This is a genomic window from Pseudomonas profundi (assembly GCF_008638305.1).
GTDB classification, from domain to species: domain Bacteria; phylum Pseudomonadota; class Gammaproteobacteria; order Pseudomonadales; family Pseudomonadaceae; genus Halopseudomonas; species Halopseudomonas profundi.
In genome coordinates, this window is sequence record NZ_VTPZ01000008.1 from 35574 (window position 1) to 48069 (window position 12496).

The 12496-nt window shown below is 59.6% G+C and carries 14 protein-coding genes; 3 read left to right on the plus strand and 11 right to left on the minus strand.

The genetic code is table 11. The features are described 5' to 3' along the window. Positions 1–19 precede the first annotated feature (19 nt). Complete coding sequence (locus FZE95_RS11900) at positions 20–910, plus strand: nitrate- and nitrite sensing domain-containing protein (RefSeq protein ID WP_150301088.1); 891 nt, start codon at positions 20–22, stop codon at positions 908–910. A 317-nt stretch (positions 911–1227) separates the two neighbouring features. On the opposite strand, the gene FZE95_RS11905 is transcribed toward FZE95_RS11900, so the two are convergent. Next, positions 1228–2556, minus strand: a complete 1329-nt coding sequence (locus FZE95_RS11905; protein ID WP_150301089.1) for a deoxyguanosinetriphosphate triphosphohydrolase — start codon at positions 2554–2556, stop codon at positions 1228–1230. A gap of 126 nt (positions 2557–2682) precedes the next feature. Between FZE95_RS11905 and FZE95_RS11910 the strand changes: the two genes are divergently transcribed. Together FZE95_RS11910 and FZE95_RS11915 are read left to right on the plus strand one after the other, a co-directional pair. Continuing rightward, complete coding sequence (locus tag FZE95_RS11910; RefSeq protein WP_150301090.1) at positions 2683–2946, plus strand: glutaredoxin family protein; 264 nt, start codon at positions 2683–2685, stop codon at positions 2944–2946. Positions 2947–2949: 3 nt separating this feature from the next. After that, positions 2950–3402 (plus strand): YcgN family cysteine cluster protein, encoded by a 453-nt coding sequence (locus FZE95_RS11915; RefSeq protein WP_150301091.1) that lies wholly within the window; start codon positions 2950–2952, stop codon positions 3400–3402. Positions 3403–3554: 152 nt separating this feature from the next. Here the strand turns inward: FZE95_RS11915 and FZE95_RS11920 are convergent, their stop codons facing one another. The 10 genes from FZE95_RS11920 to rsxB form a co-directional block, all read right to left on the minus strand. Next, complete coding sequence (locus tag FZE95_RS11920) at positions 3555–4322, minus strand: MlaA family lipoprotein (RefSeq protein WP_150301092.1); 768 nt, start codon at positions 4320–4322, stop codon at positions 3555–3557. After that, positions 4315–5613: an alpha/beta fold hydrolase family protein gene (locus FZE95_RS11925; protein WP_150301093.1), complete on the minus strand. Its 1299-nt coding sequence runs from the start codon at positions 5611–5613 to the stop codon at positions 4315–4317. Before FZE95_RS11925 ends, FZE95_RS11920 begins: the two co-directional genes overlap by 8 nt. Before the next feature lie 133 nt (positions 5614–5746). Further along, on the minus strand, positions 5747–5965 hold the full coding sequence (locus FZE95_RS11930; protein ID WP_150301094.1) for a DUF2061 domain-containing protein: 219 nt from the start codon (positions 5963–5965) through the stop codon (positions 5747–5749). Between the two features lie 230 nt (positions 5966–6195). Further along, positions 6196–6375, minus strand: a complete 180-nt coding sequence (locus FZE95_RS11935; protein WP_150301095.1) for a PA3496 family putative envelope integrity protein — start codon at positions 6373–6375, stop codon at positions 6196–6198. A gap of 109 nt (positions 6376–6484) precedes the next feature. Then, a complete protein-coding gene (nth, locus tag FZE95_RS11940; RefSeq protein ID WP_150301096.1) occupies positions 6485–7120 on the minus strand; it encodes an endonuclease III in 636 nt (211 codons plus the stop codon). Then, positions 7117–7830, minus strand: coding sequence for an electron transport complex subunit E (locus FZE95_RS11945; protein WP_150301097.1), 714 nt, complete (start codon positions 7828–7830; stop codon positions 7117–7119). Before FZE95_RS11945 ends, nth begins: the two co-directional genes overlap by 4 nt. Continuing rightward, a complete protein-coding gene (rsxG, locus tag FZE95_RS11950; protein ID WP_150301098.1) occupies positions 7823–8476 on the minus strand; it encodes an electron transport complex subunit RsxG in 654 nt (217 codons plus the stop codon). The genes FZE95_RS11945 and rsxG overlap by 8 nt, the downstream gene beginning before the upstream one ends. 1 nt (position 8477) lies before the next feature. Then, positions 8478–9545, minus strand: a complete 1068-nt coding sequence (gene rsxD / locus FZE95_RS11955; RefSeq protein ID WP_150301099.1) for an electron transport complex subunit RsxD — start codon at positions 9543–9545, stop codon at positions 8478–8480. Continuing rightward, entirely contained in the window at positions 9545–11914 is a 2370-nt protein-coding gene (gene rsxC, locus FZE95_RS11960; protein WP_150301100.1) for an electron transport complex subunit RsxC, read from the minus strand. Before rsxC ends, rsxD begins: the two co-directional genes overlap by 1 nt. Next, positions 11911–12495 carry an electron transport complex subunit RsxB gene (gene rsxB, locus FZE95_RS11965; protein ID WP_150301101.1) on the minus strand — a complete coding sequence of 195 codons (585 nt, stop codon included), beginning with the start codon at positions 12493–12495 and terminating at the stop codon, positions 11911–11913. The genes rsxC and rsxB overlap by 4 nt, the downstream gene beginning before the upstream one ends. Position 12496 lies beyond the last annotated feature (1 nt).

Below are 12496 nucleotides of genomic sequence, written 5' to 3' on the forward strand. Positions count from 1 at the left end.
CCCTCCCGGGAGCGCAAACATGTTCCTCGGTACTGTTGCGCTCGCTCTCCTGATTCTTCTGGCAGTTTCGTTGCTCGTGCGGTCGCGTCGTAAGCGTCTGCACGAGCGCGGCCAGGCCTGCGTGCATGAACTCGAGCGTATAGCTTGCCTGCGGCAGTTGCTGGAGCTGGTGCAGCAGCATCGCGGGTTAAGCTTTGGCGAAATGTCGGGCGAGGCCAGTTGGCAGGCGCGACGCTGGGCAGTCCACCAGGAAATTTCCGCTCAACTGGAACGTTGTCGAGTGCATGAGCGCAGCTTCCAATGCTATCCGGGCTGGCGGCAGGCGTTGGCTCAGTGGGTACAGATTGAAAGCGCACAGGAACATGAGATCAGTGCAGAAGCTGGCCTGCGTTTGCACAATCGGATGCTGGCGCTATTGCTCGAAGTCATCAGGGGCATCGCAGATCGGCATGACCTCGAATGCCTCGGCGGTCTCGCCACGCAGCCTGTCGGGTGTTGGCTGCAGTTGCTCGAGCACACCGAGCTACTGGGCCAGGCCCGCGCAATCGGCACGGGCATCATCGTACGTCGCGGAAGTGATTCAGCGCTGCGCACTGAGCTGGAGGCGCTGCGTATACGGATTGCAGGCCAGGCTTATCTTCCGCTCGCACAACTGCACGCCGACCCGCAGTTACGCCAGGAGATGGCAACCCAAGTGCAGGAGGCCGAAGATTGTCTGGACCGATTGCTCGAGCTTGTGGACCGGATGCTGGCAGCCGAAGAGGATAAAACGCTGCGCGCGGCAACCTACTTCCAGTCTGCTACCCATGCGATCACTGCGCATCTGGTACTGGTTGATCAGCTGCTGCAGCGGCTCAGGACGGAGAACCAGTACGCTGAGCGTAAACCGGGCAAACCCGAATCCCCCTAGCCCCCTTTGTCAAAGGGGAACTGGTTCGCGCGGCTGCGGGTTTGGTTATCGCCTGTGCTTGGTCGCTGCCGTATCGACAGATTTGTCAGCAGTTTTTTGTCGGGGACGATTTAGTTATTGCCAGTGGCTAGTGTCCGTTGCCGTCCTCAGAGATCCCTTCAGCAGCTTTTCTGTTGGGGTTGATTTGAGCGGTTGCAGGTTTTCATAATTGCCGGCCGCACAGGTCTCGCTCAGACACATATCTGCCCGGCTGGCACGATCAAGTTCCCCACTTTGAAAAAGGGGGGCTAGGGGGGATTTCCCGGGTTTGCCGCCAGCTACCCCGGATTGATCCCTCGGATCCGCGCCGCGATATCCGCTGCATATGAATCGGTCATCCCGGCGATGAAATCGATGACCCGCATATAGCTGCTGTACAGGTCCCAATCCTGACGTGGCGCGTTGTTGCCCATCAGATCGAGGATGCGCTCATGCTTGAAGCTAAGATGCGCGCCAGTGTGCAGCTCGTTGACGGCGCCGCAGAAGGCGTCGAGCAGCGTTTCCAGGGTGCTGTAGGCACCAATCTCATGCAGCGTCTTGCGCTTGTCCTGAAATATCTTCCTGCGCGCGATGCTCTTGGCTTCCAGAACGCAATGGCGCGCCTTGGCGGGCATGTGCTCAACCAGGTCGCCGGGCAATTCGCCAGCGAGCAGGGCGGGTTGCTGATCAACGAAGGCTTCGGCGGCTGCATTGACCAGATGCTCGATGGCCTTGCCGCGCAGTATCGCCAGTTTGCGGCGGGTTGAATCCTTAGGGCCGAGCAGGCGGTAGGTCTCCGGCAGGTCGTCGCCGACCAGATCCAGCAGCAGCCCCTCTACTTCGGAATACGCCAGCAACTCCATTTCGAGGCCGTCCTCCAGGTCGATGAGTGCGTAGCAGATATCGTCTGCTGCCTCGACCAGATACACCAACGGATGCCGCGCCCAGCTGTGCTCGTCCTGGGCGGGCAGGCCGAGCTTGGCGGCGATTTGTTCGAGCAGCGCGAACTCGCCCTGATAGCAGCCGAACTTGTGTTTTTTGTACCCGGGACTGTCCGCGTAACGCGAGGTCCACGGATACTTCAGATAGGCGCCGAGCGTGGCGTAGGTCAGTCGCATGCCACCCTCGAACTGGTGATATTCCAGTTGCGTCAGCACGCGAAATCCCTGGGCATTGCCCTCGAAGTTCAGAAAATCCAGTTTCTGCGCGTCGGTCAGCGGATCCAGCCAGCCCTGAGCCGCGGCCTGATGGAACCAGTGCCGGATCGCATCCTCTCCGGAGTGTCCGTAGGGCGGGTTACCGATATCGTGCGCCAGGCAGGCAGCCTGGACAATGACGCCGATGTCTGCGGGTTCACACCATTCGGGCAACTCGCTGCGCAGCATTTCGGCTACGCGCATGCCGAGTGAGCGACCGACACAGCCGACTTCCAGGCTGTGGGTCAGACGTGTATGAATATGGTCATTGCTGGAGACCGGATGGACCTGGGTTTTCTTGCCGAGCCGGCGAAAGGCACCAGAGAAAATGACCCGGTCATGGTCCTTGTGAAAGGGCGTACGCCCCAGTTCATCAGAGCTTGCAACCGGTTTGCCGAGGCGTTCCCGGCACAGCAGTGTTTCCCAATCCATTCCGTTCTCCCCGTATTTGCCCGGAGTATGTGACATGACCGTGGGACTGCCAAGCGTCGGTCGGGATTTAGCGCGCCGGCAATCCGGAGTAGAATAGCCGGCTTTGCCATAAACCCCGGATCCGTCATGTCCTCTGCGCTGACCATTACTCTGTACGGCACCACCGCCTGTCATCTATGCGAGGCTGCGGCTGCACTGTTGCAGCCCTTTGCAGGCAACGGCGTGCGGGTTAACGAGGTGGATATCACCGAGGACCCGGCGTTGATGGAGCGTTACCAGCTGCGTATCCCTGTGCTCAAGCGCGAAGACACAGGCGACGAACTCGATTGGCCGGTGAGTTTCGAGCAGCTGATGCGGTGGTTGTCCGATGTGATCGGCGAGGAGGCCTGAGACATGGCGCAGCGCGTAAGAGACTTCTGGAAGCGCAAGACGCTTGCCGAGATGGATCAGCAGGAATGGGAATCTCTGTGTGACGGCTGCGGTCTGTGTTGTTTGCAGAAGCTGGAGGACGAGGACGACCCCGCCGCAATCTATTACACCCGCGTCGCGTGCAAGCTGCTGGATCGGGAAAGTTGTCAGTGCAGTGACTACGCGAACCGGCGCAAGCAGGTGCCGGATTGCATTCAGTTAACGCCCAGGGATGCCAAGGACTTCGGCTGGCTGCCGCCGACCTGTGGGTACCGACTGGTAGCCGAGGGCGATGATCTGCCGCCGTGGCATCATCTGGTGTGTGGTGATCGCCAGGCGGTACACAAGGTTGGCATCTCGCAGGCGGGGCGGATGCTGGCTGAGGACGCGGTGGATGAGGATGATTGGGAGGATCACATCATCTTTCGGGTGGGGTAGGGCCAAAAGATGGAGGCTAGAAGCTTGAAGCTGGAAGGGCCAAGCTGGGTTGTTGGTTGGTTTTCTGCGGCGGTTTGGGCGGTGGAAGGGCAGTATTCTGGAGGTCCGGCTGGGATTAACAGGCTGCGCCGGCGCACCGGCGCAACCTGGCCCTACTGACTGATCTGCAGCTCGCGCAACTTGGTATACAGATAGCGAACCTGGTCGTACTCGAAGGGGCTGTCCAGCGCACCATAGCGGAAGGGCGTCCGGTAGCGCAGATCGACGGCCTGCAGACCGTAGGGCCACTTGTGTTCGTTCTTGTGCTCGCGGTTATTGAGGAAATCAACCTCATCCTGAATGGCCCAGTCTCCCAGACGCCCCGTGCCGTCACGCAGGGAAGAGGGTCCGAGGAAAGGGATGACCAGATAAGGGCCGGGCGGTACGCCATAGGTCCCCAGTGTCTGGCCAAAATCCTCTGATTCCTGGGGCAGCCCCATTGCCTTGGCTACATCGAAAATTCCCAGAACGCCGAGCGTCGTGTTCAGCAGCAATCTTGATGTGGTGCGCGCGCTTTTCTGAATACGACCCTGCGCAAGACTGTTGGCCAGATTAGACACATCACCCAGGTTGCTGAAAACGTTCGAAACGCCGGTGCGAACGAAGCGCGGCGTTGCCCACACATATCCTCGAACGACCGGCAGGTACACATACTCATCGAAGCGCGCATTGAAGCGATAGACTCGACGGTTGAACCCTTCGATAGGGTCCTGCACCTCCAGCGCGCGCAGGCTTGAGCGTTCGAACTGGTATTCGGTGGCTTCGCGATTGATCTCCAGACTGTCCAGCGGATCATGGTATTGCGGCGCTTCGGTGGGCTGAGCCTGAACGCCGGTGGTAGCCAAAAGGGCGAGTACACCCGCAGTTGCTAACTTATTCATTAGGGGTGCCCTCCACGAAGGAAAGAATGCGCGCCACGACGTCCTTGTGTTGAAGATTGCCGCCATGTCCGCCACGTGGATACAGGAATGCCCGTTCGCCAAATAGCTGCACAAGGTATTGATAATCCTCGCGGGTGAGAATGAAGTCGTCAGCATTGGTCACCACGGCGATATCGGAATTGTCCCGCAGATAGTCTTCAATGCTGCGCAGGCTGGATTCCTGCGACATGTCTTCGATGCTCTGTTCAGCGTTGCGTGTTTGCCAGTCGGGATACAGCTGGGTCTCCATGTAGCACCTGAAATTGCAGAACAGTGCCTGGCGCAGGTAAGGCGTCAGCGAGGTACTGACCTTGAGCTTCTGGTCGACCGGGACGTAAAGGCCGCCCTGGGTAATCACATCCGACATAAAGCTCAGATCAGCCGCGGCGAAGCGGAACACCGCGCCGATCAGCATGGCCAGCTCGGCATCGGTCAGGGCGTCGTCCGAGGCCTGGATGTCGGCAAACAGCCCGGCCTGAACATCGATAGTGCCGCGCCTGGCGTAATAGCGCGAAAGCTTATCGAAGATGTGCTCGTAGAAACTGTCGGTGCCGTCTACGCCTTCAACGCGGGTATAGGGCAAGGCGTCGAGGCGCGTGACCGAGGTGTAGAGGTCGACGGGCGGGTTCAGCAGCACGATTTTAGAGAAATCGAACTGGCCAAGCTGCTGATCCAGTTCCCCTACAAACGCCGCATTCAGGGCGCCGAGGCTGAAGCCGGCCATATGGTATTCGGTGATTTCGATGCCCTTGGTTTCGCGGGCTTCCTCGACAGCCATGGACATGGCGGTATGCAAATCACGTGCGTCGCGCCGACCGAGACCGGGCAAGCCGGAACGCGATGCGGCGGCTATGAAGTCATGATTTGTCGGCGAGGACAGCACAATCACATGCATGCCGGCTTGCCAGAAAACCCGCTTCAGATAGTCCATGCGGGCAGTATCGAAACCGGAACCCGTGCCGGCAATCAGGAACATCAAGGGAGCCGGTTGGTCCTGCCACGCTAGCCTGAAATCCAGCTCATGGAAACCGGAAAGAATGGGCGGGAGGGTCCGATCGGGCAACACCCGAACGGACAAATCGTCCTGTTGAACATCGACTTCTGCGGGAACGGGCGCCGCCTGCTGCGGCGGCGTACTCGCGATGGTCGCCATGAAGGCGTTTTCTTCGCTATAGCTGAAGTCCTCAGCCTGGGCGGCGTAATTTCCGAACAGCGCAAAACTCAAGGTTGCAGTTGCTATGATTCTTTTCATATTTCCTTCCGGTTGAATGCGCCGACTATAACCCGAACGAGAGCCTCGAATGCGTCCTCTTTCGGTCAGGCCGTCGTCGTTTCGTCCTGCAGTTGCGAAACGTCAGCAGACCCTGGGCCAACCGGTATGTTGATCAGGCATGCATCATCGGCTGAGAGGTCCTCTCCCTGCGCAACAGCTTGCGATATTCAATCCGCTGCCAGAGCCGTTCATGGAAGTAATAGGCAACAGTATTCACAGCTGGTTCAACAAGCGCAACCGCACCCCCCAGCAACCAGCTACCGGTCATGGCGTAGACCACGCAGAACGCGATGGAGAAATGCATTAGCGCAAAAGTAATTGTCTTGACCATGGAACACCTCGTAATGAATAAGAATCATTCTTGATGAGGTGATGCTAGGGGTTGGCAGCCGGGCAAGCAAAAAGAAAACAACAATGGGTGCGATTGGCTTCACTAATCGCCGGAATGCGGGTCAGCACCGCGAGCATAGAGGCCGTGTGCGGCAGCGCAGCGCGAGGCCGGGGCGGGTAGGGTGCGCCTGGAAACAAAAGCGGAAGGGGGTGAGCCCTTCCGCCTGTACGTTATTCGAAGTCGTAATCGGTCAACTGTTTCTGCAGTCGGCGTTCCTCAAGATAATTATCGATCAGACGCCGTTTGGTCAGACTTGCCTTGGAGTTAGGCGCTGAGTCAGTCTCTGGCGCGTCATCCTCCTCGACAAAATCATCATCATCCAGTTCCAGTTCAACTTTCGCTTTGGCCATGACTCAACTCCACTATGAAGATGCCATTTGCGCACCTTATAGCGGCTGGCTGCGATCAGCGGAAATAGAATTTTTCAATCAAACCGGAAGAAAAGGACCAAAAGGCCGGCTAGTCCTCGGTCTTTGCCTTGTATTCGCAGAGATCTTCGATGCGGCAGCTACCGCACAGTGGCTTGCGCGCCTTGCATACGTAGCGACCGTGGAGAATAAGCCAATGGTGCGCATCGACCAGAAATTCCCTGGGCACGTGTTTGAGCAGCTGCTTCTCTACCTCGACCACGTTCTTCCCCGGGGCGATGCGCGTTCGGTTACTGACCCGAAAGATATGCGTGTCCACCGCCATTTCCGGATGCCCAAAGGCCGTGTTCAAAACCACGTTGGCGGTCTTGCGTCCGACACCGGGCAGGGCTTCCAGCGCAGCGCGATCCTCTGGGACCTGGCCACCATGAAGATCAATCAACATCTTGCAGGCGGCGATGACATTGCGCGCCTTGGTGTTGTACAGGCCGATGGTCTTGATGTACTCGGAAAGGCCCTCCACGCCCAGGGCATGGATGGCCTCAGGCGTGTTGGCGACCGGGAACAGCCTGGCGGTCGCCTTGTTGACGCCGACATCGGTTGCCTGCGCTGATAGGGTTACCGCCACCAGCAGTTCAAAGGGTGTGGTGAACTCCAGCTCGGTGGTGGGGTTCGGGTTGTCTTCGCGCAGGCGCCGGAATATTTCGTAGCGTTTGGCTTTGTTCATCCAATCGTTCCGGTCACTCGCACGCGTTTGCCACCGGCTGCCGGCTGCGCTGCCTGTGCTGCGGCGCGCTCCGCGACCTTGGCATCGATAGTGTTTTTCAACGCGATCAGCAAACCCATGAAGACGAAGGCACCTGGCGGCAGGATAACGAACAGCACTTCCTTGTAGTTGGGGAACACGACGATGCGCCAGTCAGCTGCGAACGGCCCCAATAGCAGGTCCATGCCGCTGAACAGCGTGCCGTAGCCGATCAGCTCGCGCAGTGATCCCAGTACCAACAGCACCAGGGCAAAGCCGAGGCCCATCATGAAGCCGTCGAGCAACGAGGGCAGCACCGGGTGCTTGGCCGCGTAGGCGTCAGCCCGGCCAAGGATGGCGCAGTTGGTCACAATAAGCGGAATGAAGATGCCAAGGATCTGGTACAGCTCGTAAGTGAAGGCCTGCATCAGCAATTCGACGCAGGTGGTCAGTGCGGCAATGATCATGACGAAGGCGGGCAGTCGCACCGCATCAGTGACGGCGCTGCGGATGATCGATACGGCGAGGTTTGAACCGGTCAGTACCAGTATGGTAGCGATGCCCAGTCCCAGCGCATTGACGGCGGTGCTACTCACGCCGAGCAGCGGGCACAGGCCCAGCAATTGAACCAGCCCGGGATTGTTGTGCCACAAGCCGTCAGCGGTGATATCGGAAAACTTGGTGCTAGCCATTGGCAGGCTCCTGGTTGGACAGCTCAAGCAGGCTGTCGCGGTTTTCATCGAAATATTGCAACGCGCGATAAACGGCCTGCACCACGGCGCGCGGTGTGATGGTTGCGCCGGTGAACTGGTCAAAGGCGCCGCCGTCCTTGCGCACACCCCAGTTCTCCGGGGCAGGCATGCTCAGGCTCTTGCCGTCAAAGCTCAGGATCCACTCGCTCTTTGCAAGCTCGACCTTGTCCCCCAGGCCAGGGGTTTCCCGGTGATTGAGAACACGCACTCCGGCCAGCTCGCTGTTAGCGCGAATGCCGACCAGCAAATCGATACGTCCGCTGTATCCATCCGGCGCAACCACCGGCAGGATGACCGCGACGACTTCCCCGTCCTGCCTGCCGCGATAGGCTTCAGCAGGGCCGCGCAGATTCAGAAACTCCCGATCATCCACCACGAAAGTGTCGTTGAGCATGTCATTGTCATGCTGCTCGTCGGGCAGGATTTCAGTCAGCGCGCTCATCTGCGCGCGGCGTATTTCTTCCGCGATACGGTCGGCGGTACTCTGCTGGGTCACTGCAATCAGCCCGACAGTGACCATGGCAAAGATACCCAGGATGATGCTGTTGCGCGCCACCGAGTGGCCGGCTGTGGCTGGATTTTCCATATCAGTCAACCTTGCCCATGCCGCGCTCGGCCTTGCGATGGCCATAGGTGCGCGGAGTGGTGTAGTAATCGATGGTCGGGGCGGTGAGGTTCATCAGCAGAACGGCGAAGGCCACCGCATCGGGATAGCCGCCCCAGGCGCGAATCACATAGACCAGCACGCCGACACCGGCGCCGAAGACTATCCGGCCCAGTTTGCTGGTGGCGCAGGACACCGGATCGGTAACGATGAAGAATGCACCGAGCATGGTCGCGCCACTGAACAGGTGAAACATGGGCGATCCGTTCGAATCGGAGCCGCTACCGCCCCAGAACAGCAAACTCATGATCGCCAGCGCAGCCAGCATGCCCAACGGTGCATGCCAGGACACAATGCGCTTGTAGATCAACAACAGCCCGCCGGCCAGATAGGCCAGGTTGATCCACTCCCAGATATTCCCGCCCAGCGTTCCGAACACGGGTTGGCTGGTAGCGAGTTCGTTGATGGTCAGCCCGCTGTTGGTCTTGAGGATATCCAGCGGGGTGGCATGCGCCCAACCATCGATTGCCTGGGCGGAGAAGCCGAATACCTGGCGTAGCGCGTCAAGCAGGCCGAGCGTGGCGGAGACGTCCGGTATGCTTTGTTCGATGCCGCGCCAGGCTGCCCAGGAGGTCATCTCCACCGGAAAGGATATAAGCACCACCGCGTAACCAAGCATGGCCGGGTTGAAGGGATTCTGCCCAAGTCCACCGTACAGCTGTTTACCGAACACGATGGCGAAGCTGGCGGCGATTACGACCAGCCACCAGGGCGACAAGGGTGGTAACGCCAGCGCCAGTAGCCAGGCCGTTACCAGTGCGCTGCCGTCCGTGACGAAGAACGACACCGGCCGTTTGCGTAATCTGAGAATCAACGCCTCAACGCCGAGGGTAACAACACTGGCCAGAATGATATTGATCAGCGTGCCGAAGCCAAAGAACCAGGTCATGGCCAGCACGCCGGGCAAGGTCGCCGCAACCACCCAGAGCATGATGGTCTGGGTGCGGTTGTTGCCCCGTGCGTGGGGCGAAGTCATGCGAACCAGCGCCATCAGTCAGTCTCCTTGCTGGCCATATGTTCGGCCAGGGCCTTGGCGGCCGTGTTCAACGCTTCTTTGGTGCGATCCAGCTCAGCCTGCGCTGCACCGGTATCGGCGTTGGCTTCCTGCGCCTGCTTGAAAGATTGCTCGGCTTTTTTATAAGCTGCTTTGGCCATGGCCAGCTCGGTTTTGCGCTGACGCGTTGCTTCATCGATGGGTTTCTTGTCGACACGCTCACGCTCCGGTACAGGCTGGCTGGTATTGGCCTCCGCCTGCTCAAGTGTGTGCAGAGCCTCGGTCAATATGTCCCGGCAGCGTTCCACTTCTTCCTGTAACGCGGGGTCATCCATATTGTCAGCCTGTGCGCGCTCGGCTTTCTTCAGCGCGGCCTTGGCCATTGCTGCGTCGAGCTTGGCCTTTTTCAGGTTTTCGTCCACCGGTTTTTTCGCTGCGGTTTCCTTGGGCAGACGCGCTTCGGCTACCGCGACCTGCTCGCGCAGGGCGTAGATTTCCTTTTCCTGCTCTTCGGTTGGCGTATCGCCGGCAGCGCGCTCAGCCTTTTTCAGACTGGCCCGTAGCATGGCGGCTTCAATCTTCAGCCGTTTGGTTTCGTCATCCGCTCCGGCCGAAGGTGCCGGAGTGGCTTTTACCGAGGCTTCACCAAGGCTGGCATCGAAGCGCTGCTGCGCCTCGCGCCAGGCCTGCTCCAGCACCGGCACCTGTGCCTTGAGCTCCGCGTTGTCCGGATTGGCTGCGACCTGCTTCTGGGCTTTCTTCAAAGCCATCTGCGCCGTGGCAGCGGCAATCTTCAGTTGTTTCTGCTCGGCGTTCAGGCCTGCTGGCTTTTGCGCTGTTACGCGGGCAACGTCCGGTTCGGCTGGAGCAGGGGTGTCAGGCGAGGCTGTTCCGGCTTCCTTGGCCGCTTTCATGCGTGCGGCCTTGTCGGCGCGGGCCTTGCGGTCGGCTTCCTTCTGCTCGGCTTCGCGTTGCAAGCGCTGCTGGCGCTGCTCGAAACGCTGTTTGGAATGCTCGGCCTTGTGCTGCTGCAGTTCCAGGGCGCGGATTTCAGACTTGCTCGCACGGTAGTACTGAACCAGCGGAATGCTGCTGGGGCACACATAGGAACAGCAGCCGCATTCAATACAATCAAACAGGTTCAGGCGTTTGAGCTGGTCGTATTCCTTGCCCAGCGCAAACCAGTGCAGCTGTTGCGGCAGCAGCATTGCCGGGCAGGCTTCGGAGCACAGACCGCAGCGTATGCAGGGCTGCGCGACGGGCGGCGGCGGTAATTCTTCGAGCGTGCCGGCGAGCAGGCAATTGCTGGTCTTGATGACAGGGGCGTCCATGCTCTGCAGGGTAAAGCCCATCATCGGGCCGCCCATGACCAGTCGATACAACCGGTCCGGTTGCAGGCCGGCAAATTCGAGCAGATCGCGGATCGGCGTTCCGATCAGCGCCTCGACATTGGTGGGATGCGTCAGGGCTTCACCGGTCAGCGTGGTTATACGCTTGATCAATGGCTGGCCGAGGATGATCGCATCGTGAATAGCCAATAGCGTGCCGATGTTCTGACAGACCATGCCGATGTCGGCAGGCAGCCCGCCGCTGGGTACTTCCTTGCCGGTCAGGATCTGGATCAGCTGTTTCTCGCCACCGGAGGGATATTTGGTCGGAAAGGGGACGATGCGTATGTCACGCTCGCCTACCGCTTCACGCATCGCGGCGATGGCTTCAGACTTGTTGTCTTCGATGCCGACCAGTACTTCCTCGGGGTGCAGGATGTGCCTGAGGATTTCGATACCGGCCACGATCTCCGTCGCCTTGTAGCGCATCGCCGTATCGTCGGCAGTGATGTAGGGCTCGCATTCGGTGCCGTTGATGATGAGCGAGTGAATCTTCTGCTCCGGTCGCGCATTGATCTTGACTGCAGTCGGAAAGCCCGCACCGCCCAGACCACTGATGCCGGCCAGACGGATCATCTCCAGCAGGGGCGCGGATTCCAGTGCCCGAAAATCACTGATCGGCTCGAGGTCAGTCCATTCATCCTGGCCATCGCTCTCGAGCGTAATCGCCCATTCCTCCAGCCCGGAGGCGTGGGGGTAGGGCGCGGGCCCGATGGCACTGACAGTGCCGGAGGTCGGAGCATGCAGCGGGCAGCTGACCAGCCCGTTGGCTTCGGCCAGGAGCTGGCCTTTAAGCACCCTGTCACCAACGCTGACGACGGGTTCGGCACGCGCGCCGATATGCTGCTGTAGCGGGAGGATCAGGCGTGCCGGCAATGGCGCAACTTCAAGCCCGTTGGCAGTGGACTGGTGCTTGTTTTCCGGCGGATGGATGCCACCGGGAATATCCCAGATCTTGATCGGCGTAGCTTGGGTCATGCGGCGCCTCGCTGGGCGTCGGTAGCGATCAGGGTTTTGCCAGGCAACGGATAATCCCACTTCCAGTTTTGCGGTGTAGTCGGCAGCGGCAACATGTCGATGCAGTCCACCGGGCAGGGTTCGACACACAGGTCGCAACCGGTGCATTCATCAACGATGACGGTATGCATCTGTTTGGCGGCGCCGAGTATCGCGTCGACCGGGCACGCCTGAATGCATTTGGTGCAGCCGATGCATTCGGCTTCGCGAATATAGGCAACCATGCGCGGCTTCTCTTCGCCGTGCTCGGCATCCAGCGGCAGTGGTTCAACGTCCAGCAGATCAGCCAGCGCCTGGATGGTGGCTTCACCGCCGGGCGGGCATTTGTTGATCGGCTCGCCACCGTTGGCGATGCCTTCAGCGTAGGGCTTGCAGCCGGGATGACCACACTGGCCGCATTGTGTTTGCGGCAGCACGGCGTTGATCTGGTCGACGATGGGATCCCCTTCAACCTTGAAGCGAATCGCGGCGTAACCGAGGATTGCGCCGAATATCAGCGCCAGGCCAAGCAGTACAAGGATGGCTGTAACGACAATGCCCATG

Bases quoted from the DNA above. Each gene is read 5' to 3' on its own strand.
- FZE95_RS11900 (WP_150301088.1), top strand. From the start codon at position 20: ATGTTCCTCGGTACTGTTGCGCTCGCTCTCCTGATTCTTCTGGCAGTT.
- FZE95_RS11905 (WP_150301089.1), bottom strand. From the start codon at position 2,556: ATGGATTGGGAAACACTGCTGTGCCGGGAACGCCTCGGCAAACCGGTT.
- FZE95_RS11910 (WP_150301090.1), top strand. From the start codon at position 2,683: ATGTCCTCTGCGCTGACCATTACTCTGTACGGCACCACCGCCTGTCAT.
- FZE95_RS11915 (WP_150301091.1), top strand. From the start codon at position 2,950: ATGGCGCAGCGCGTAAGAGACTTCTGGAAGCGCAAGACGCTTGCCGAG.
- FZE95_RS11920 (WP_150301092.1), bottom strand. From the start codon at position 4,322: ATGAATAAGTTAGCAACTGCGGGTGTACTCGCCCTTTTGGCTACCACC.
- FZE95_RS11925 (WP_150301093.1), bottom strand. From the start codon at position 5,613: ATGAAAAGAATCATAGCAACTGCAACCTTGAGTTTTGCGCTGTTCGGA.
- FZE95_RS11930 (WP_150301094.1), bottom strand. From the start codon at position 5,965: ATGGTCAAGACAATTACTTTTGCGCTAATGCATTTCTCCATCGCGTTC.
- FZE95_RS11935 (WP_150301095.1), bottom strand. From the start codon at position 6,375: ATGGCCAAAGCGAAAGTTGAACTGGAACTGGATGATGATGATTTTGTC.
- nth (WP_150301096.1), bottom strand. From the start codon at position 7,120: ATGAACAAAGCCAAACGCTACGAAATATTCCGGCGCCTGCGCGAAGAC.
- FZE95_RS11945 (WP_150301097.1), bottom strand. From the start codon at position 7,830: ATGGCTAGCACCAAGTTTTCCGATATCACCGCTGACGGCTTGTGGCAC.
- rsxG (WP_150301098.1), bottom strand. From the start codon at position 8,476: ATGGAAAATCCAGCCACAGCCGGCCACTCGGTGGCGCGCAACAGCATC.
- rsxD (WP_150301099.1), bottom strand. From the start codon at position 9,545: ATGGCGCTGGTTCGCATGACTTCGCCCCACGCACGGGGCAACAACCGC.
- rsxC (WP_150301100.1), bottom strand. From the start codon at position 11,914: ATGACCCAAGCTACGCCGATCAAGATCTGGGATATTCCCGGTGGCATC.
- rsxB (WP_150301101.1), bottom strand. From the start codon at position 12,495: ATGGGCATTGTCGTTACAGCCATCCTTGTACTGCTTGGCCTGGCGCTG.